Source organism: Amantichitinum ursilacus, assembly GCF_001294205.1.
Taxonomy (GTDB): domain Bacteria; phylum Pseudomonadota; class Gammaproteobacteria; order Burkholderiales; family Chitinibacteraceae; genus Amantichitinum; species Amantichitinum ursilacus.
Window position 1 is genome coordinate 324,904 of record NZ_LAQT01000010.1, and the last position, 20,739, is coordinate 345,642.

General features: G+C 61.2%; 18 protein-coding genes and 1 other RNA gene. 10 read left to right on the plus strand and 9 right to left on the minus strand.

The genetic code is table 11. The features are described from left to right. Positions 1-85 precede the first annotated feature (85 nt). Positions 86-1,435 carry a DUF4886 domain-containing protein gene (locus tag WG78_RS22950; protein ID WP_201782448.1) on the plus strand — a complete coding sequence of 450 codons (1,350 nt, stop codon included), beginning with the start codon at positions 86-88 and terminating at the stop codon, positions 1,433-1,435. 225 nt (positions 1,436-1,660) lie between these two features. Here the strand turns inward: WG78_RS22950 and WG78_RS23325 are convergent, their stop codons facing one another. From WG78_RS23325 to nudC, 3 genes are all read right to left on the minus strand, one after another. After that, positions 1,661-2,254: a DapH/DapD/GlmU-related protein gene (locus WG78_RS23325; RefSeq protein WP_053938548.1), complete on the minus strand. Its 594-nt coding sequence runs from the start codon at positions 2,252-2,254 to the stop codon at positions 1,661-1,663. Positions 2,255-2,361: 107 nt separating this feature from the next. After that, complete coding sequence (locus WG78_RS14555; RefSeq protein WP_053938549.1) at positions 2,362-3,504, minus strand: MalY/PatB family protein; 1,143 nt, start codon at positions 3,502-3,504, stop codon at positions 2,362-2,364. 58 nt (positions 3,505-3,562) lie between these two features. Continuing rightward, positions 3,563-4,417, minus strand: coding sequence for an NAD(+) diphosphatase (gene nudC, locus WG78_RS14560; protein WP_083459141.1), 855 nt, complete (start codon positions 4,415-4,417; stop codon positions 3,563-3,565). A 94-nt stretch (positions 4,418-4,511) separates the two neighbouring features. On the opposite strand from nudC, the gene WG78_RS14565 reads away from it, so the two are divergent. Together WG78_RS14565 and WG78_RS14570 are read left to right on the plus strand one after the other, a co-directional pair. Then, positions 4,512-5,414 carry a pseudouridine synthase gene (locus WG78_RS14565; protein ID WP_083459143.1) on the plus strand — a complete coding sequence of 301 codons (903 nt, stop codon included), beginning with the start codon at positions 4,512-4,514 and terminating at the stop codon, positions 5,412-5,414. Between the two features lie 323 nt (positions 5,415-5,737). Further along, entirely contained in the window at positions 5,738-7,669 is a 1,932-nt protein-coding gene (locus WG78_RS14570) for a methyl-accepting chemotaxis protein (protein WP_053938550.1), read from the plus strand. Between the two features lie 193 nt (positions 7,670-7,862). Here the strand turns inward: WG78_RS14570 and WG78_RS14575 are convergent, their stop codons facing one another. Continuing rightward, complete coding sequence (locus WG78_RS14575; protein ID WP_053938551.1) at positions 7,863-8,462, minus strand: Maf family protein; 600 nt, start codon at positions 8,460-8,462, stop codon at positions 7,863-7,865. Between the two features lie 8 nt (positions 8,463-8,470). After that, the gene (gene rlmH, locus WG78_RS14580) at positions 8,471-8,941 is read right to left on the minus strand and encodes a 23S rRNA (pseudouridine(1915)-N(3))-methyltransferase RlmH (RefSeq protein ID WP_053938552.1); all 471 of its coding nucleotides are present in this window, start codon (positions 8,939-8,941) and stop codon (positions 8,471-8,473) included. 81 nt (positions 8,942-9,022) lie between these two features. On the opposite strand from rlmH, the gene WG78_RS14585 reads away from it, so the two are divergent. Continuing rightward, entirely contained in the window at positions 9,023-9,748 is a 726-nt protein-coding gene (locus WG78_RS14585) for a pseudouridine synthase (protein WP_236692043.1), read from the plus strand. Between the two features lie 320 nt (positions 9,749-10,068). On the opposite strand, the gene rnpB is transcribed toward WG78_RS14585, so the two are convergent. The 4 genes from rnpB to WG78_RS14600 all read right to left on the minus strand — a co-directional run bounded on the left by rnpB (position 10,069) and on the right by WG78_RS14600 (position 12,239). Beyond that, positions 10,069-10,444, minus strand: an RNA gene (gene rnpB, locus WG78_RS14635) — RNase P RNA component class A. 9 nt (positions 10,445-10,453) lie between these two features. Beyond that, on the minus strand, positions 10,454-10,927 hold the full coding sequence (locus WG78_RS14590) for a hypothetical protein (RefSeq protein ID WP_053938553.1): 474 nt from the start codon (positions 10,925-10,927) through the stop codon (positions 10,454-10,456). Then, a complete protein-coding gene (gene pyrC / locus WG78_RS14595) occupies positions 10,924-12,012 on the minus strand; it encodes a dihydroorotase (RefSeq protein ID WP_169788468.1) in 1,089 nt (362 codons plus the stop codon). The genes WG78_RS14590 and pyrC overlap by 4 nt, the downstream gene beginning before the upstream one ends. Beyond that, positions 12,012-12,239: a sulfurtransferase TusA family protein gene (locus WG78_RS14600; protein WP_053938555.1), complete on the minus strand. Its 228-nt coding sequence runs from the start codon at positions 12,237-12,239 to the stop codon at positions 12,012-12,014. Before WG78_RS14600 ends, pyrC begins: the two co-directional genes overlap by 1 nt. 159 nt (positions 12,240-12,398) lie before the next feature. Here WG78_RS14600 and WG78_RS14605 point away from each other — a divergent pair, with 159 nt between their 5' ends. The 6 genes from WG78_RS14605 to malG all read left to right on the plus strand — a co-directional run bounded on the left by WG78_RS14605 (position 12,399) and on the right by malG (position 20,317). Continuing rightward, complete coding sequence (locus WG78_RS14605; protein WP_053938556.1) at positions 12,399-13,031, plus strand: CNP1-like family protein; 633 nt, start codon at positions 12,399-12,401, stop codon at positions 13,029-13,031. Positions 13,032-13,418: 387 nt separating this feature from the next. After that, positions 13,419-15,044, plus strand: coding sequence for an alpha-glucosidase family protein (locus tag WG78_RS14610; RefSeq protein ID WP_053938557.1), 1,626 nt, complete (start codon positions 13,419-13,421; stop codon positions 15,042-15,044). A gap of 83 nt (positions 15,045-15,127) precedes the next feature. Continuing rightward, positions 15,128-16,231 carry an ABC transporter ATP-binding protein gene (locus WG78_RS14615; RefSeq protein WP_053938558.1) on the plus strand — a complete coding sequence of 368 codons (1,104 nt, stop codon included), beginning with the start codon at positions 15,128-15,130 and terminating at the stop codon, positions 16,229-16,231. 193 nt (positions 16,232-16,424) lie between these two features. Further along, complete coding sequence (gene malE / locus WG78_RS14620; protein WP_053938559.1) at positions 16,425-17,630, plus strand: maltose/maltodextrin ABC transporter substrate-binding protein MalE; 1,206 nt, start codon at positions 16,425-16,427, stop codon at positions 17,628-17,630. Positions 17,631-17,879: 249 nt separating this feature from the next. Next, positions 17,880-19,424: a maltose ABC transporter permease MalF gene (malF, locus tag WG78_RS14625; RefSeq protein WP_053938560.1), complete on the plus strand. Its 1,545-nt coding sequence runs from the start codon at positions 17,880-17,882 to the stop codon at positions 19,422-19,424. Positions 19,425-19,426: 2 nt separating this feature from the next. Further along, on the plus strand, positions 19,427-20,317 hold the full coding sequence (gene malG, locus WG78_RS14630) for a maltose ABC transporter permease MalG (protein WP_053938561.1): 891 nt from the start codon (positions 19,427-19,429) through the stop codon (positions 20,315-20,317). Positions 20,318-20,739: the final 422 nt, after the last annotated feature.

A 20,739-nucleotide genomic window follows, 5' to 3' on the forward strand; every position in this document is an offset into this window, starting at 1 on the left:
CAACTTGCGTCATCAAAGTAGCCCCTGCCAGTAACGCGTTCGCGGCTGGTTTTACTTACCACAAGCACTTCCGGAGAGATAAGCAATGTTGAAACTAACCCCTGCCTCATCCCGCAATGTGTTGGCCGCCGCGCTATTGCGCGCGCTGGCCGCCGCCGCGATTCCCGCTGCGGGCGTTGCCACTTTCGCGCTGGCCGCCTCCGTGCAGGCAGCGACGGGCACGCCGGGCTTCATCCAGCTGGCCGGTGGCCAGATCCAGTTTTATGTGAACGACGCCGCTTGGGCCAATCTGCATTTCACCGTGGGCAACGGTGGGCCCATGAATGTATCAATGAAGCACGACGCAACCAGCAATAACAACACGTTCACCGTGAGCAAAATCCCCGCCGGGGCGACCGTGAGCTACTCGTTCACCATCGGTGCAGCCAATGGGTCCGCGCGGGATACCGCGACCGCTAGCGTGGTGTATAGCGGCGCGGGAGCCACCACGCCCACGCCCGCCCCAACCCCCACGCCCGCGCCCACGCCCACGCCCACGCCCACGCCCACGCCCGCTCCGACCCCGATCCCCACTCCGGCGCCAACGCCGACACCAAGTCCGACACCAAGTCCGACACCAACGCCCGCTCCAGCGGCTGGCGCCAGAACCATCCTGTTCGTGGGTAACAGCTTCACCTTCGGCGATAAATCTTCTACCTTTCATTACCGCGCCAGCACGGTGACTGACCTGAACAACGGCGGCGACGGCGGCGTGCCAGGTATTTTCAAGAACTTCACCCGTGAGGCCGGTTTGAACTACGCCGTCAGCATGGAGACCGCAGCGGGCCAGGGGCTGGATTACCACTACAACAACAAGCTCAGCCTGATCGCCAAACCGTGGGATGTTGTGGTGCTGCAAAGCCATTCGCTGCTGGACGGCAATGATCCCGGCAACCCGGCCAGCCTGATCACCTACACCGGCAAACTGGCCAGCGCGCTCACCGCGCAGAATCCCAAGGTGACGATTTATCTGGAATCGACCTGGTCTCGCGCCGACGAAACCTATCAGCAAGGTGGCCACTGGTACGGCAAGCCGATCACGCAGATGGCGCTGGATTTGCGTGCCGGCTATGACCAGGCCAAAGCCGCCACGCCTTCGGTTGCGGCGGTGATTCCGGTAGGCCAAGCCTGGAACCGTGCTTTTAATACGCTGGCGGATACCAACCCGTATGACGGCATCAGTTTCAACCAGGTCAGCCTGTGGGGCTGGGATTACTACCACGGCAGCAGTTACGGCTATTACCTGGCCGCGCTGGTGCTGTTCGGTCAGATTACCGGCCAGGATCCACGCACTTTAGGTTCGGGGGAAGGCAGCGCCGCCGAGCTGGGCATTGCGCCAGATCAGGCCAGCGCCTTGCAACAGATTGCCTTCGATACGCTTGCAGTCGGCGGTTGAGCGCGACTTGCAATCGATGGATGCCAGCCACAGCGGCCTGTGGCTGGTCCATGCCAACCGTGTTTTTGCGGACGCGGGCGATGTTTGCCAAAGCGGGCCGTCTTTAGCCCTTAATAAATACGCGCCAGCTGGTTTGTCGATGGCAACGGCGCGGCCGACGCCCCCTGAATCCGATGCCGGAATTGCTGCGACGGCAGCCGCGCACCACGGCGCCCGGGGCCTTGCTTATGCGCTGCCCTGAGGCGGATCTTCCCGCAACGCATACAGCGTATCCATATCCGGCGCATCCAGTTGCCGGATAAACCGCGCCGGATTGCCGCCCACCAGCGTGCAAGCGGGCACATCGGCCACCACCACGCTGCCCGCCGCCACCACGCTGTGGTCACCGATGCTAACGCCCGGGCAGATGATGGCGCCCGCGCCGATCCACACGTTCTGCCCGATGCGCACCGGTTGGCCCCAGAAGGCCCAGCGCTGGCGTTCCATCGGGTCGACCGGGTGGGTAGCGGTGTAGATTTGCACGTGCGGGCCGATCAGCGTGTAGTCGCCAATTTCCACTGGCGCTGCTGCGCCCAGTGTCAGGCCGGCGTTGATAAACACTTTGCGCCCCAGTTTCACCGGATGGCCGCCGCCGTAATTAAGGGGCGCGGTCACGTTGGCGCTGTCGTCGGCGCAGACAAACAATTGCTGGATCAGCGCGCGGCGTTCTTCGGGCGGGGTGGCGTTGTCGTTAAAACGTTGCACCGCAGCCCAGGCGCGGGCGCGTTCGGGGCTGGGTTTGATGTCTTCAAAGCGATAGCGGATCAGGTCATCCGACATGGCACAAACTCGGTCTACGGGCGGAACCGCCAGCATACCGCAGCGCCCGGCCGCACCGTCGCGATGCGACAAGCCGGGCTAACGAACGATGGGCTGATGATGTGGCGTTATCCGGCGCGCGCCACCAGCGCATCGCGCATACGGCGCAGCGCTTCTTGCAGCGTAGGCAGCGGGCAACCAAAGTTAAGCCGCACAAAGCCCGGTGCGCCAAACGCCGCGCCATCCGACAAACCCACCCCAGCCGCTTCAAAGAATGCTTTGGGGTTTTCGATACCAGCGGCGCGGCAATCGATCCATGCCAGGTAAGTGGCTTGCGGGTGCGTCACGCGCACGCCATCCACGCCATCCAGCGCCTTCACCACCAGATCGCGGTTGCGTCGCAGCACCTGCAGCAACTCGGCGCGCCACGGTGCGCCATCGCGATAGGCCGCTTCGCAGGCGACATAACCAAACAGGTTGATATGCGGCACGATGCCCGCTTTAACGCGCTCAAAGCGCTGGCGCAAAGCGGCGTCCGGGATCACGGCAAAGGCCGCGCCCAGGCCCGGCACGTTATAGGTTTTGGACGGCGCCATCAGCGTGATGGTGCGCGCGGCCATGCCGGGCAGGCTGGCAAACGGGATAAAGGGGGTGTCGTCATCCAGGATCAGATCGCAATGGATTTCATCGCTGATGACGGTGATATCGTGCGCTTCGGCAAAATGCGCCAGCCGTTCCAGCTCATCGCGTCGCCACACGCGGCCCACCGGGTTATGCGGATTGCACAGCATCAAGGTCTTGCTGCCCGCTTCCAGCGCGGCTTGCAGCGCATCAAAGTCCCAATGCCATTCGCCATGGTCATGTCGCAGCGGCATCTTGTTAAGCGGCCGATTGGACAGTTGTGGCGCGCTCATGAATGGCGGATAGATCGGCGTGGCCGTCAGCACCGGGTCTTGCTCGCCGCCCGTGGCCCGACACGCCACGTTCAGCCCGACCACCAGGCCGGGCAGCCAAACCAGCCATTCCGGCGCAATCGGCCAGCCGTAATCGCGCTGCAGCGCATCCACCACCGCTTTGATCGCGCCGGGCGTGGCGTCGCCATAACCAAAAACGCCATGGGTGGCGCGTTCCACCACCGCCGCCGTCACGGCAGGGGGCGCGGCAAAGTCCATATCCGCCACCCACATCGGCAACACATCCTGGCCGGCATAAAGCTGCCATTTGCTGCTGTCGCTCTGGCTGCGATCGATGGGGGTATCAAAATCAAACATGGCGGGTGTACCGGATCTATAAGGTGGATGAGGGCGAAGTCAGCGTTACGGGCCGGGATCAGGCGGCGCGCATTTCACTAACTACATGTTCAATCAAACGCCGCGCAATGCTGGCGCGCGTGGGCAGGTCGGGCAAGGCGTCGATATCAAACCACTGCGCGTCCTCAATTTCTTCGGGCTGGCAGACGATATCGCCGCCGTCGTAATCGGCAATAAACGCCAGCATCAACGAATGCGGAAACGGCCAACTCTGGCTATCAAACCAGCGCAGGTTTTTAACGCGCAGATTGACCTCTTCCATCACCTCGCGGTGCACGGTGCCTTCGCAGGCTTCGCCGGGTTCGACAAAACCCGCCAGCGCGCTGTACATGCCGGCTTTAAAGTGCGGCGAGCGCGCCAGCAACAGCTGGCGACCGCGTTTGATCAGCACCATGATGGCGGGCGACACGCGCGCGTAATGGCGTTGATGGCAATTGGGGCAGACGCGGGCCACTTCATTTGGCGCCGGGAAGGTGGCGGTGCCGCAATAGCCGCAAAAGCGGTGTTCGCGATCCCAGCTCACCAACTGGCGCGCGCGGGCGGCAATCCAGAAATCGCCTTCATCCAGCGAACCATGCACGGCGCGCAAGTTATGCAACGCATAGCCATCGGGCGCATCGCCTTGCGGCCAGAACAGCAGGCGGCACGCCTGGCCCGCGCGATCGCCGATCAGATAATCGGCCTCGGGTTGGCCCAAGGCACTGATCAACGCATCGGCCTGCGGCAGGCTGAACGAGGGGGTGGCGGGCTGCGGCGATGCGGCATGCTCCGGCAATGCGGGAAGCAGGATATTTTCGCCTATCCACGCATAACAGCGGGCGGCGGCATCGGTGCAGGTGGCGGCAAAGCGGGGGGAGAAGTCGGTCGGCAGCATGGCTGACATCATAGCGCGGGATGGCCGCTGCGTGGCGTCAGCGGACACGGTAAACTGGCGCGCTTCGTTCCTGTTCTCTGGTCATCGCCTGCCTATGTCGCGCCCGCCTGCTTCTGCCCGTCGTACTTCGCCCAAGGCCAGCGGCACGCCGCGCGCGGCCGCAGCTGGCGCGGGTAGCCGCAACGGCAAGCCTGCGGCCGAGGGGCGCCAATCCGGGCGCGCCCAGCCCAGGGTTGCGGCAGGCAAACCCGCGGAAATCCTCAGCATTGCGCGCGCGTTGTCGCGCCTGGGTTATTGCTCGCGCAGCCAGGCCGAGGCGCTGGTGCTGGCAGGCCAGGTGAGCGTGGGCGGGCGTGTGGTGCGTGATCTGGCGCGGCGGGTTGATCTGAACGCCGACCCACTGACGGTCGCGGGCGTGGCGGTTAGAGCGGTGGCCAAAGTCTATTTGATGCTGAACAAGCCGCGCGGCCTGGTCACCACGGCGGATGACGAAAAAGGCCGCGCCACCATCTACGATTGCATCGCCGATGCGGGCTTGCCGTGGCTGGGGCCGGTGGGCCGGCTGGATAAAGCCAGCGAAGGCTTGCTGCTGTTAACCAACGACACCACCTGGGCCGCGCGCCTGACCGACCCCGCCACGCACGTGGACAAGTGCTACCACGTGCAGATCGATGCACTGGCCGACGACGCCTTGCTGGCGCGGTTGCGCGAAGGCGTGGTGGATGAGGGCGAGCCGCTGCGCGCCAAAGCGGTCACGCTGTTACGCCATGGCGAAAAAAACAGCTGGCTGGCGATTACGCTGGACGAAGGCCGCAACCGGCATATTCGTCGTCTGCTGGCCGCGCAGGGCATCGATACGCTGCGTTTATTGCGCGTGGCCATCGGCGGTGTGCAGTTGGGTGATCTGGCCAAAGGTCAGTGGCGGCATTTGACGGCGCAAGAAGTCGAAAAAATTTCTGCAACGGCGTGTCAACCGCCGCAAAAATCCAGACGTTAAGACGGTGCGGGTTGCGCGAGTGACCCGTGTGCGGTTGACAACGCTCCGTTGCCTTATGGGCACGAGCCTTCCGGGCACCTGTGTAAACAGGTGCCTTTTTTCTTGTGCGCCGCCCGCATCGCCCCACCCTGCCCGCTTGGCCATCCGGCTAAATAGTCTCGCTTAATCATCGTGTTGCCGCACAAAACCCCAGGGGATAACCTCAATTCCCGCTGTAAGGGTTCCCCTGTATATTCCACCGGCATAACACGCAGTTCCATACTAAAAAACAAATCAATCACTCGTAGAACAATCGCCCCCAAACAGGCGAGGCAGGGAAGCTCATGTTTAATACGCTCAAGGCACGCCTTCTGGGCGCGGTGGCCGCTGTGCTGGTGGTTACCGTCGTCATCGGCGTGTGGCTGTTTGCCAGCGCGCAAGCCAGCCGCACGCAACAACAAGTCAATCAACAAATCGACGCGCTGCTGGGCGGCGTGGTCGATACGCTTAGCGTGGCCGATAGCGCGCTCACCGAGCGCGTGCAAGGCGCGATGAAGTTGCTGCAGCAGCGCGGCCAGGCGCTGGGTGCGCCCACGGCGGGCCCGCAAGTCAGCGTTAAAAGCCAGTCCGTGCCCGATTTGCTGTTGGGCGGCAATGCGCAGGCCAACCAGTTTGCGTTGGTGGATGGTGTTACCGACACCCTGGGCGGCACCGCCACGCTGTTTACCCGCGCGGGCGACAGCTTTGTGCGCGTCTCCACCAATGTGATGAAAGACGGCGCGCGCGCCATCGGCACGCCGCTCGACCCCAATGGCAAAGCCTATGCCGCGCTCAAACAAGGCCAGCCGTTTTATGGCGAAGTCGATATCCTGGGCGCGCCGTACGTCACCGGTTACGAGCCGATTTTTGACAGCGCGCATCAGCCGGTGGGCGTCTGGTACGTGGGCTACAAGGTCAATCTGCAATCGCTGCAGGATTCGGTCAGCCATGCGCGCGTGCTGGATCATGGTTTTGTCGCCATCGTCGACGCCAAAGGCAAAGTGCGGTTTCACTCCAGCAATTACGACGATGACGCGATCACCAAAGCGCTGGCCAGCCCCGATGACCAATGGGTGAAGGTGGAAAAAGCCTGGCCCGCCTGGTCGTTCCGCGTGATTGCGGCTTACCCGCGCAGCGACGTTAGCGACATGGTGCGCAGCGATGCGCTGACCATCATCGGCGTGGCCGCCCTGCTGATCATCGTGCTGCTGGCGCTGATCTATGTGCTGATCGGCAGCCAGGTCTTGCGCCCGCTGGGCGGTGAACCCGCTGCTGCCGTGGCCGTGGCGCGCGCGGTGGCCAGCGGCGATTTGTCGCATCCCATCCATACCCGCGGTGCGGCGCCGGACAGCCTGATGGTGGCGATGGCGGCAATGCAAACCGCATTGCGCGACATGCTCGGCGAAATCCGTAACGAGGCCAGCCACGTGCAAGACGTGGCGCGCCAGTTTGGCAATACCGCGCAGCAATTGCATCAGAGCGCGGCGCATCAGGGCGAAGCCACCACCAGCATGGTCAATGCGCTGGATGGCTTGATTGGCGGCATACGCCAGGTGTCGTTGCACGCTGACAGCGCGGTAACGCTTACGCAAGACAGCGCCACCGCATCGCGCGAGGGTGAGGCGGTGATTGCCGACGCGGCCAATGAAATTCGCACCGTGGCCGACCACGTGGCGCGCTCGTCCACTGATATCGCCACGCTGACTGACAAGAGCCGCGATGTGTCGGTGGTGATGGGCGTGATCAAGGAACTGGCCGAGCAGACCAATCTGCTGGCGCTGAATGCCGCGATTGAAGCGGCGCGCGCTGGTGAACATGGGCGCGGTTTTGCTGTGGTGGCTGACGAAGTACGCAAACTGGCCGAGCGCACCAAGCAATCCACGCAGGAAATCAACGAAATCGTCGCCGCCATCCAGAACGGCGCGCGTGATTCCAACGAGGCGATGACGTTAACGCAGCAGAAAGTGACCACCGGCGTGCAACTGGCCGAAAAAGCCGGCACGGCGATTGGCCGCATCGAAGAAATGGCCAACCAGGTGCTGCAGACCACGGCGGAGATCAACACGCTGCTGCATCAACAAGACACGGCCAGCGCGAGGATTTCGGATAGCGTAAACCGCGTGGCCAGCGCGATTGCGCAGAACGAAGCGGCATCACGCCAGACTGCCCACCAGGCCGACGAGATGAACGCGGTGGCGGGGCATCTGAACAGCATCCTGGGGCGGTTCAAGTTGTGAGGCATAGGGTGGGACTCGGCGTCCCCGTCTGACCCACCACTCAAAGGCATCAGCGAGAACGCAAGAGTATGCGTTTCACTTCGACGGCTTTGAATAGTGGGTCGAGACCCACCATTCAAAGGCATTAGCGAGAACGCAAGCGTATGCGTTTCACTTCGACGGCTTTGAATGGTGGGTCTTGACCCACCCTATGTCATTTCGCCAGCGCCCCGAGGCCGTGGCGGGCCAGCAGCGCGGCGGTGTCGTGCAGCGGCAGGCCCATCACGCCGGTGTAGCTGCCTTCCAGATGCGCCACAAACAATCCGCCCAGACCCTGGATGCCATACGCGCCCGCCTTATCCATCGGTTCGCCGCTGGCCACATAAGCGGCGATTTGCGCATCGCTCAGTTCGGCAAAGCGTACATTGCTGGTCGATAGCACGACTTCAATCCCGCTCGTGGTGTGCAGCCCCAGGCTGGTCAACACCTGGTGCGTGGAGCCTGACAGCGTCCGCAACATGCGCGCGGCGTCGGCGGCGTCTTCCGGCTTGCCCAGAATCAGCCCATCCAGCGCCACGGTAGTATCGGCCGCCAGCACCGGCCGGGTCGGCAAGCCTTGTGTCTGCATCGCCGCCCAACCGCTGGCCGCCTTGGCGTGCGCCAGGCGCAGCACATAGTCGCGCGCTGGTTCGTTGGGCAACGGGGTTTCGTCAACGGGCGCATCGATGCGCATAAAGCGCACGCCAATTTGCGCCAGCAGTTCGCGCCGGCGCGGGCTGCCCGAGGCCAGGTAGAGATCGAGATCAGAATTCATGGGTTCGCTTATTCGCGGTGGTACGGATGGTTATGCAGGATCGACCAGGCGCGATATAGCTGCTCAGCCAGCAGCACGCGCACCATGCCATGCGGCATGGTCAGGGCGGACAGTTGTAATAGCTGATCGGCGCGCTGCTTGACGCTGGGGTCCAGCCCGTCGGTGCCGCCGATGATAAACACCACATCGCGGCCGTCGACATGCCAGCTTTTCATTTGCTCGGCCAGTTTCATGGTGGTCCAGTTGGCGCCGCGCTCGTCCAGCGCCAACACGCGTGCGCCATTGGGAATGGCGGCCATGATGCGCTCGGCTTCTTCCGCCATCACTTGCTGCGGCGTGCGCCCGCCTGAACGCTTGTCCGGCTTTAATTCCACCAGCTGAATCGCAAATTCGCGCGGCATGCGCTTTACGTATTCGGTAAAGCCTTGCTCGATCCACGCCGGCATCTTGTGGCCCAGCGCAATGATGATGAGTTTCATGGAGTGATCAGGTATAAGACATCGAAACGCAGCCCGACCCGGGCCGCACCGCACTTTAACACTGTTATCCGAGTACCCGAATTGGACCACCCCATCCAGCCGCTGACCGTCGCCGACCCCACCGCGCTGACGGTGCTGGCTACTGAAGCCGATTTCGTCCTGGTGTACAAACCACCGGGCATGAACTTCCATGCCGAGGGCGAGGAAAGCGGCGTGATCAGCGCCTTGCGCGAACAGATCGCCGGCGACCTGCACGCGGTGCACCGGCTGGATCGCATCACCAGCGGGCTGATTCTGTTTGCGCGCTCCAGCAGCGCCGCGCGCCGCTTTGGCGAGTTGTTTAGCGGCCGCGACATGAATAAATTCTACCTGGCGCTGGCCCACGGCAAACCGGGCAAGAAACAAGGCACGATCGCGGGCGGCATGCAGGCGGGCCGGGGCGGCAACTGGAAACTGACACGCGATACGCAAAACCACGCCGTCACGCAGTTCTTTAGCTACGGCTTGGGCAGCGGCTTGCGCGCGTATTTGCTCAGACCCCGCACCGGCCGCACCCACCAGTTGCGCGTGGCGCTAAAGAGCTTGGGCGTGCCGATTCTGGGCGATGAACGATACGGCGGCGCACCGGCCGATCGCGGCTATTTGCATGCGTATGCGTTGGAGTTTGAGTGGGACGGCCAAATGCATCGGTATATCTGTTTGCCGCAGGCGGGTGAGCATTGGCCCGCAGAGTGGCCCGAGCTGATGCGAGCGGATTTGCTGGCGCCGTGGGATATCAAGTGGCCCGGAACTGCGCCGGGGGCATAACCGAAATGTGCGTTGCCCCAATGGGGTAACGCACCCTACTGGAGTGGCTCGTGGTGGCGGCTTTGGCTGGTGGGTCTAGACCCACCCTATGAAGCATCGCGGCATTGGCCACCGCAGTGGGTGTGGCCCCGCGACAGCGAAGCGCCTCGCGGTGTCAGCCGCAATGTATCGGGCGTCCCACAGGGACTCCCTTTGGTCGTCGCCGCGGTCGCAGGTTGCGTACCGCCGGAGCGGAGGAAGCGGAGTGGCCAGTTGGGCCATGAGCATTCCGAGCACCGCCGGGACGCAAGATGCGTCCGCGCAGTAGCCAACAGTTGTAAGTGCGAAGTGGGTCTTTAAGCCGGGTTCTGTTCCATTTCTGGCGGTAACCATTCCTCTAGGCGAGCCATTACTGACACGCTCAAGCAACCTACCCGCAGGCTCGACGGGCCGTCTCAACGCCTGCTGCTTGGTCTTGCTCCGGATGGGGTTTACCGAGCCGCCCGGTTGCCCGGAACGCTGGTGCGCTCTTACCGCACCGTTTCACCCTTACCTGATCCGCAGAGCGTTTGCACACCCTGCGGCCATCGGCGGTCTACTCTCTGTTGCACTTTCCGTCGCCTCACGGCGCCTGGCCGTTAGCCAGCATCCTGCCCTGTGGAGCCCGGACTTTCCTCCCCCCACCTTACGGTGAGCGGCGGTTACCCGACCCGCTTCGCGGCGCCATTATCCGTTGTCCGGGGCCAATTGGGCAAACGCTAATCCCGATTGCTGCGCCAACCGGCCCGCCAGTGCGGTGGCGGCGGCTTGGCCACGGCGCGTGGCGCGGTAGTGCGCAAACACAAAACGCTGGTCGTCGGGGCCCGCAAACAGCACCCACAGGCTATCGGCGCCGATGGTGCTGCGATCCTGTTCCAGCGTCACCCGGTCAAACGCGGCCAGATCGATTTCGCGCGTATACACCGGCAGCAAACCCAGCAGCATGGTGCGACGGCGCAAGTGGCGGCCGGCCAGTGTTTGCTCGGCCGGAAACATCCAGAACGCCGCGCCCAGGCCCAGCATGGTGTACCAGAACAGGCCGTAGAAATGATGTTCCAGCGTCGGCGTGGTGATCAGCGGCCAACCCCATATGGCCGCGATCACCAACACCACGCCCACCAGCCACCACACCACGCGCCCGGCATTGCGGTGGACGATCACGCCAGCGTCCAGGCGATGCTTTCACCGGCGCGCAAAGGCACCACGGTATTCGCGCCAAACGGATATTCATCCGGCACTTGCCACGCTTGTTTGGTCAGCGTGACGGTGCCGCTATTACGTGGCAGCTGGTAAAAATCGGGGCCGTTAAAGCTGGCAAACGCTTCGAGCTTGTCCAGCGCGTTGGCCTGCTCAAACACTTCGGCATACAGCGGCAAGGCCGCGTGCGCGGTGTACATGCCGGCACAGCCACACGAGGTTTCTTTGGTATGGCGCGCATGCGGCGCGCTGTCGGTGCCGAGGAAAAAGCGATTGGAGGAGCCGGTTACCGCACGCACCAGCGCCTGGCGATGGGTTTCCCGCTTCAGCACCGGCAGGCAATAGTGATGCGGGCGGATGCCGCCGGTAAACATGGCGTTGCGGTTCATCAGCAAGTGGTGTGCCGTCACCGTGGCGGCCAGGTTGGCTGGGCCGGTGCTGACGAAATCGGCGGCGTGGCTGGTGGTGATGTGTTCCAGCACCACGCGCAGCGTCGGCAGCTTTTGCATCAGCGGGGCCAGCAGCGTATCGATAAACACCGCTTCGCGATCAAACACATCCACGCTGTGGTCGGTCACTTCGCCATGCACCAGCAACGGCAAACCGACTTCAGCCATTTTTTCCAGCGCCGGCATTACCTTATCCAGCGACGTCACGCCGCTATCCGAATTGGTAGTGGCCCCGGCCGGATACAGTTTGACGCCATGCACAAAGCCGCTGGCGCGCGCCGCGACGATGTCGTCGGGCGAGGTGCGGTCGGTGAGGTACAGCGTCATCAGCGGTTCAAACGTCATGCCCGCAGGCAGCGCCGCCAGAATACGTTGGCGATAGGCATCGGCCAGCGCCACGGTGGTCACCGGAGGCTTCAGGTTGGGCATGACAATCGCGCGGGCAAATTCACGCGCGGTGTGGGGCAGCACGGCGGCCATCAGCTCGTTGTCGCGCAGATGCAGATGCCAATCATCAGGGCGGGTAATCGTCAGGGTTTGGGTCATGGCGCGGGTATCTTGTAAGAAATCGGGGTTCGGATATCGAGGGTGCGGCGCGATCAGCGTTTCTGGATCACGAACACAAATTTGCCGTCGACCGTCTCGCTGCTTAGCAAGGGGTTCTGCGTCAGTTTGCAGAAGTCGGCAAAGTCTTTGACGGTGGCGGGATCCGTGCACGTAACGTGCACGGCCTGACCGCTTTGCAGGCCAGCCAAGGCCTTTTTGGTACGCAGGATGGGCAGAGGGCAATTAAGGCCCGTCAGGTCTATGGCGAGGTCGGCGTTCATGCAGCGGGCTCGGTATCGGGCAAAAGAAGCGCATTTTAACGCGGCCGCGCCGGTCCTGCCCGCGCCGCTACGCCAGGTTACCGTCGCGGCAAGACGCAAGGCATGCGCCAGGCGTATCATCAGCGGGTTTTTCGCCGCCGCAACACTGGAGTAGAGACCTTGAAACGCCTGATCCCGCTGACGCTGGCCACTGTCTGCCTGCTGAGCAGCGTCTTCGTATATGCCGATAACGTCGGCCAGAGCCCTGATAATCCGCGCAATGGCAATAACCGTGGCGCCAGCACGGATGGAGATAAAGATCGCGATTTCAGCTTTAGCAATCTGCTGAAAAACACCCTGCCCACGCCGCAAGAACAGCCGTTTACCAAGCCCGAATTGTCCACGCTGGGCAACTGGGTGCAGTTTCGTAACAACAAGGCCTGGGGCAACGAAAAGTTTCTGGTGTCCGAGGACAGCCTGAGCGTGGGCAAGGACGCCATCGTGCGTTATGCCGCGGCCATTCCGCTGCGCGATGGCAAGACGTTTAACCACGTGTATGAAGGCATCGATTGCGATACCGGGCAGTTCCGCACCTATGCGTTTGCCGGTGCGGACGGCAAGTGGTCCGAGATGAACCGGCCGTGGGACAAGATCAAGGTGGAAGGCTACAACGCCCTGCAAGCGCCGCTGTACGAAATGCTGTGCAGCGCGCGTGATCCGCTGCCGATCAAGGATATGAAAGATGCGCTGGGTAGCAAGATCGCGTTTCCGTCCTGCCCCGGCTGCCATAGCAATGGCGGCGGCAACCAATAACCCATAGGGTGGGTCATGACCCACCAACCCAAGTGGCATGCCAAGGCAGCAGTGCCTGGTGATGGCTTTGGGTATGGCTGGGCAACTGAGCGATCCGGGGTGGTATGCGTGGCGCGCGGGTGCCTGGCGATGGCTTTGAGTGGTGGGTCGAGACCCACCCTATGCCGTTCGTCGCCTTTGGATGTTCTTCGGGCCGTGTGTTCGCGCGGCTTTCTGCGGTTTCGTAAGTAAAACACCGTAGTTTCATCTCGCCGACTACAGGCGTTATGATGCGTTCAAACGCAATTCAAACCGGTTTGACTCGATAGATGCGCAAGCCGGCATCGCCTATAACAGATAGGTTCGGCCGTATCCGGCCCGTGATCAACGAAACCAGAAGAAGACAGCATGGAACAGGCAGCAAACCCGAATGTGCAATGGTGGCGTGGCGCCGTCATTTATCAGATCTACCCGCGCAGCTTTGCCGATAGCAACGCCGATGGCGTGGGCGATCTGAACGGCATCTCGGCCCATCTGGATTACGTGGCCAGCTTGGGCGTGGACGCCATCTGGGTGAGCCCGTTCTTCAAATCGCCGATGAAAGACTTTGGCTACGATGTCTCGGATTACCGCGATGTCGATCCGCTGTTTGGCAATCTGGACGACTTTGACCGTATGTTGGCCAAGGCGCATGCGCTGGGCCTCAAGGTGATCATTGACCAGGTGTTGTCGCACACGTCCGACCAGCACGCCTGGTTCAAGGAAAGCCGTCAAAGCAAGACCAATCCCAAGGCCGACTGGTATGTGTGGGCTGATCCGCAAGCCGATGGCTCCGCGCCCAACAACTGGCTGAGCGTGTTTGGCGGCCCGTCCTGGCGCTGGGACACCCGTCGCTGCCAGTACTATCTGCATAACTTTTTGTACAACCAGCCTGACGTCAACTTCCACAACCCGGAAGTACAAGATGCGGTGCTGGGCGAAATCGAATTCTGGCTAAAGCGCGGCGTGGATGGCTTTCGCTTTGACGCCTGCAATTACCATTTCCACGATCGCCAACTGCGCAACAATCCGCCCGCCACCAAGCGCGACACAGCGTCGGTGAGCGCGGAAAACCCCTACGGTTATCAGCAACACAAATACGATAAATCGCAGCCGGAAAACCTGGCGTTTCTGCAGCGCATCCGCAAGTTGCTCGACCAGTACGGCGCGGCGATGAGCGTCGGCGAAGTGGGCGACGACGAAAGTATCAGCCTGATGGCGCAATACACCGGCGGCAACGACAAGCTGAATATGGCCTACAGCTTTAACCTGCTGACCGCCGATTTCTCCGCTGCGCATATCCGCAAGCAAGTCGAAGATCTGGAAAGCCAGCTTAACGACGGCTGGGGCTGCTGGACCACCGGCAACCATGATTCGGTGCGCGTGGTCAGCCGCTGGGGCAAAGACACGCAACATCCGCGTTTTGCGCCCACCATCCTGGCGATGCTGGTGTCGTTGCGCGGTTCCAGCTGCCTGTATCAGGGCGAAGAACTGGGCCTGCCCGAAGCGCAACTGACCTTTGAACAACTGCAAGATCCGTACGGCATTGCGATGTGGCCCGAATTTAAAGGCCGCGACGGCTGCCGCACGCCGATGCCGTGGCACAAAGACCAGCTGAATGCCGGCTTTAGCCCGACCGAGCCGTGGTTGCCGGTGGCCAGCACGCACGTGCCGCTGGCGGTGGATGCGCAAGAAGGCAAAGACACTTCGACGCTGGCCGCCTACCGCCGCATTCTGCACTGGCGCAAAACCCAGCCGACCTTGCTGTTGGGCGATATCTCCTTCTTGCAGGCCGACGAACCGGTGCTGGCGTTTACGCGTAAACACGCGGGCCAGACGCTGGTGGCGGTGTTCAACCTCAGCGAACAGCCGCAGACCTTTACGCTGCCGTTTGCCGTGGATGATCTGGCCGGCCATGGCCTGGAAGGCGCCACCCGCACCGGCGTTACCCTGCAGCTGGATGCGTGGGCGGGCTGGTACGGCACCGCGCAATAAACCGGTTTGCAAAACAGGTCGGACCACCGACATCCGCCGCCCGCTACGCTGCGGGCGGTTACCGCTCAGGACTCAGAGACGCAATGGCCACGGTTAGCCTCAAGAACATCAAGAAACGCTTTGGCGATGTCACCACGCTGCACGGCATCGATCTGGAGATCAACGACGGCGAGTTTGTCGTGTTTGTCGGCCCGTCGGGCTGCGGCAAGACCACGCTGCTGCGCACGATCTCGGGCCTGGAAGACATCAGCGAAGGCGAGCTGCAGATTGGCGGCGTACGCATGAACGAACTGCCGCCGGTCAAGCGCGGCATCGCCATGGTGTTCCAGAGCTACGCCTTGTATCCGCATATGAGCGTGTTCGAAAACATGGCGTTTGGTTTGCGCCTGGCGGGCATGAGCAAAAAGGATTACACGCCGATCGTGCAGCAAGTGGCCAAGGTGCTGCAGTTGGACCATCTGCTGGAGCGCAAGCCCAAAGAATTGTCGGGGGGCCAGCGTCAGCGTGTGGCCATCGGCCGCGCCATCGTGCAGAAGCCTGAAGTGTTCTTGTTTGATGAGCCGCTCTCCAACCTGGATGCGTCGTTGCGCGTGCAGATGCGCATCGAAATTGCGCGCCTGCACCGCGAGCTGGGCGCGACCATGATTTATGTGACGCACGATCAGGTAGAGGCCATGACGCTGGCCGACCGCATCGTGGTGTTCCGTGCGGGTCAGCTGGAACAGGTTGGCACGCCGACCGAGCTGTACCACGAGCCGATCAACCTGTTTGTGGCGGGCTTTCTGGGTTCGCCGGGCATGAACTTCCTTAGCGGCACCATTAGCAGCATCGGCGCGGACGGCGTGCAAGTAGCGCTAACCGGCAACCAGAATGTGACCGTGCTGGTGGATGCGGCGGGCGCCAAGGTGGGCGATGCCGTTACCGTGGGCGTGCGCCCGGAGCATCTGCATGTCGATCTGACCAGCAATGTCCTCACCGGCAATGCAGTGGTGCTGGAACGCCTGGGTGATTCGTCGGTGCTGTATCTCGACAACGCCGCCGCCAAGGTGCCGATGTCGGTGCGCATGCCCGCGTTGCGCCATGTGGATATCGGCCAACGCGTGCCGCTGGGCTTCAAGCCCGCGCACGGTTATCTGTTTAACGCGGACGGCAAAGCCTTCCGCCGGCTGGACCCCCTCGCTGAATAATCTGTAGTCAAAATCTGCGCACTACCGCTCGGCGGAATGGCCCGTAAAGTACGTATTGGACCGTATACCCCGAGTGTGCCGCCAGGCATATGGTGCTTAGGTTTTTCCTGCGGTCAAACCGGTTAGGGAACATACAGAAGCGGCCTTTTGCAGGCACGTTTCAAAACATGAAAACACTAGATGGAGAGTCAGAATGGATATCTCGCGTAGTCGTTTGGGTCGTCTCGTGCTGTCGTCGGTCACAGTGGCCGTCATGGGCTTGGGTGCTGCGTCTTCGTACGCGGCCGAACCGGGCAAGCTGTTGATCTGGATTAACGGCGACAAATCGTACAAAGGCCTGATCAAGGTCGGTGAAGCCTTCACCAAGGCCACCGGCGTGCAAGTGGTGGTGGAGCGTCCGGAAGACGCCGCCAACAAGTTCCAGCAAGCCGCTGCCGCAGGCAAGGGCCCGGACATCTGGATCTGGCCGCATGACCGCATGGGCGAATGGGCCACCGCCGGCCTGCTGTCGCCGGTTAACCCGAGCGCCAAGGTCAAGAACGAAATCGATCCGCTGGGCTGGAGAGCCTGGACGGCCGGTGGCAAGGTCTGGGGCTACCCGATCGCCATCGAAGCGGTAGGCCTGGTCTACAACAAAGACCTGGTGCCGACGCCGCCCAAGTCGTTTGACGACGTGATCGCGCTGGACAAAAAACTGTCTGGCCAAGGCAAGAAAGCCATTCTGTGGGATTACACCAACACCTACTTTACCTGGCCGCTGCTGGCTGCCAATGGCGGTTACCCGTTCAAGGCCAAGGCCGATGGCACCTATGATGCCAACGACGTGGGCGTAAACAACGCCGGCGCGGTGAAGGGTGCTGAAACCCTGATGAAGCTGATCAGCTCGGGCGCGATGCCGAAGTCGTCGTCGTACGCCGAAATGGAAGCCGGGGTTAACCAGGGCAAGGTTGCCATGATGATTACCGGCCCGTGGGCCTGGGAAAACCTGCGCAAGAGCAAGATCAACTTTGGCGTCGCGCCGATCCCGACCGTGGACGGCAAACCGTCCGCGCCGTTTGTGGGCGTGCTGGGCGCGATGGTGACGCAAGCCAGCCCCAACAAAGATCTGGCGGTGGAGTTCCTTGAGAACTATCTGCTGAAAGAAGAAGGCCTGAAGTCGATGAACGACGACGTGCCGCTGGGCGTGCCTGCCAACAAGGCGTTCTACAACCAGCTGAAGTCTGACCCGAACATCGCCGCCACCATGAAGAGCGCGCAAGCCGGTCACCCGATGCCGAACAACCCCGAAATGGGCAAGTTCTGGTCGACCATGCAACCGGCCCTGCAGAACATCACGCAAGGTCGTCAAAGCGTGAAGGAAGGTCTGGACGCGGCTGCGGCCAAGATCAAGGCCAAATAAGCCTTGATGGTCTGAAGTTGCAAGGCGCTCGCGTTGTCCGCGCGATGACGTGAGCGCTGGATGATCTTGTGGATATCGGCAAGCTGCCACTTGCCGGTATCCAGTCCAGATGTTCCGGCATCTGGCCCTATGCAATTACTTGATTGGCAACACCGCCGCCGTCCGCTCGGGTTGTGGCATCTCACTTAAAACATATAGATTGGATGTTCCGGGCGCAGTTGACGCGTATCCGGCTAAGGAAAACCTGGCATGCAACGCAAACTGGCTCGCTGGGCTGGCCCCGCACTTGGCCTGCTGCTGATACTGGCCGCACTCTGGCTGATCTTCGCCGTCTATACCGCCGGCCATCCGCTGATCGCGGTGCTGTTCCTGGTGATACTGGGCGCGTCCACTTGGCTGTTAAGCCATCCCAAACTGTACCCGTGGCGCTATTTATATCCGGGCGTGTTTGCCGCCTTGTTATTCGTAGTATTTCCGGCGGCGTATACGGTGAGCATTGGTTTTACCAATTACAGCTCCACCAACCTGCTGACGTTTGAACGGGCAACTAAATATTTTCTCGACCAGACTTATTCTGGCGCGGGCGATAGCGGCGGTGATTCGCTGGCGATGGGCGTGTATCCCGATGGCGGCAAAAAGCGCGTTTATTTAAGCGATGACGCGGGCCACGGCTGGCAATCCGATGCGCTGGATATCGACAAGCCCACCGGCAAAGCGCGCGATGTGGAACTCAAAGCCACAGCACAAGCGCCAGCGGGCGCCAAAGCACAAATCCGCGATTTGATCGCGATGCAAGGCGCGCTAAAAGAACTGCATATGAAAGTGCCCGAGCATGCGGGCGTATATCAGATGGCGGGCTTTTCGCGGGCCGCGCCGGCCGCCCCGTTATTCCAGCAGCTGGATAAAGGCACGCTGAAGAATCTGCAATCTGGCGAAATCCTCAAAGCCAATTTCCGCACCGGCTATTACGAAACCGCCAGCGGCGATAAAGTGTCGCCCGGCTTTACCGTGGGTGTGGGTGGCGCCAACTTTGCGCAATTGTTTACCAGCAAACAATTCCGCGGCCCGCTATTGGCGATCTTTACCTGGACCGTCGGCTTTGCCTTGGCCACCGTGATTCTGACATTTGCCGTGGGCTTTTTGCTGGCGGTGGCCTTGTCTTGGGAATCTCTGGCCATGCGCGGTTTGTATCGCGTGCTGCTATTTCTGCCGTATGCCGTGCCGGGCTTTATTTCGATCCTGATTTTCCGCGGTTTGTTTAACGAAAACTTTGGCGAAATCAATCTGGTCTTGCATAGCCTGTTTGGCATCAAACCCGACTGGTTTTCCAATCCGTGGTTGGCGCGCGGCATGTTGCTGATTGTGAATACCTGGCTCGGTTATCCGTACATGATGTTGCTATGCATGGGCCTGATCAAATCGATTCCCAGCGAATTGTATGAAGCCTCGGCGATTCATGGCGGTGGCGCGTGGACCAATCTGCGCCGCATTACGCTGCCGCTGATTGCCAAGCCCATCATGCCGTTGTTGCTGGCCAGCTTTGCCTTTAACTTCAACAACTTTGTCTTGATCTCGTTGTTGACCGCAGGCGGCCCGGATTTCCCCGACAGCCTGACCCCGGCGGGCTCGACCGATATTCTGGTGAGCTACACCTATCGCATCGCCTTTCAGGATTCGGGCCAGAACTTTGGCCTGGCGGCGGCGATATCGACCGTTATCTTTATTCTGGTGGGCGTGTTGTCGCTGATTAACCTGAAGCTGACCCGCGTTAACCAATCCACGGAGCGCAAATAATCATGGCCATGGTGCTCGATAAAAGTCATACCGGCCGCGTGGTGGCCACCCATCTGGCGTTGATCGCATTTATTGCGCTGTGCCTGTTTCCGTTCTTGATGATCGTGTCGATTTCTTTGCGGCCAGGTAACTTTGCGGCGGGCAGTTTATTGCCCGACCATATCAGCCTGGAACACTGGAAGCTGGCGCTGGGCTTTAGCTATATCGATCAATTCGGCCACCAGATTGATCCGCCGTTTCCGGTGCTGCGCTGGTTATGGAATTCGATCAAAGTGGCCATGATGAGCGCGGTGGTGATACTGGCGCTATCCACCACCTGCGCTTATGCTTTTGCCCGTCTCAAATTCCGTGGCCGCGCCATGGGTTTGAATGCACTGTTCTTGATGCAGATGTTTCCGTCGGTATTGTCGTTGATCGCCATTTACGCCATTTTCGACCAGATCGGTAATTACATTCCGTGGCTGGGCATTGATAGTCACGGTAGCCTGGTGCTGGCGTATGCGGGCGGGGTGGCGCTGCATATCTGGACCATCAAAGGCTATATGGAAACCATTCCGGTCGAGATTGAAGAGGCGGCATTGGTGGATGGCGCCAGCCATTTCCAGACATTCCGCTATGTGTTGTTGCCGATGGCTGTACCAATTTTGATCGTGGTATTCCTGTTGGCATTTATTGGTGCGATCATTGAGTATCCCGTGGCCAGCGTATTGCTGCATCAAGAGCAGAATCTGACGTTGGCCGTCGGTTCAAAGCTTTACTTATACACACAGAACTATCTGTGGGGAGACTTCGCCGCCGCGGCGATTCTGTCCGGTTTACCCATTACGCTGCTGTTTTTGTTATCGCAGCGCTTTATGGTCAACGGGCTGACATCGGGCGGGGTGAAGGGATAAGAGCACCGCAGTGCGCGCCTGACGACTCGTTCACGGCAGGCGTGCGGTGGTGTCTCACAAGGGGACGGAATAGAAACGGTTGTCTTTGCACGCGACTTATGCCGGCTCTCCCCCGAGAGCCGGCTTTTTTTATGGTGGGTGAGGGAGCTGCCGCAGCGCGGCCATCTTGCGACCCGGCGGTACTCGGGGTGCGCACGTACAAAACGTACGCTTACGCACCCTGCGTTCCGGCGGTCCGCAACCTGGCCACACTGCAACAGCTCCGAAGCATTGCGGGTGGGGTACGAGCGATTCTGGCGGGGCATTTTGCGTTCCGGCGGTGCTCGCAATCCTCACGTACAAAACGTACGCTCCGGTTGCTCCGCGCCGGCGGCCCGCAAACTGCCCGCGCCATAATCGCTCCTTAGCATTGCGGATAAACC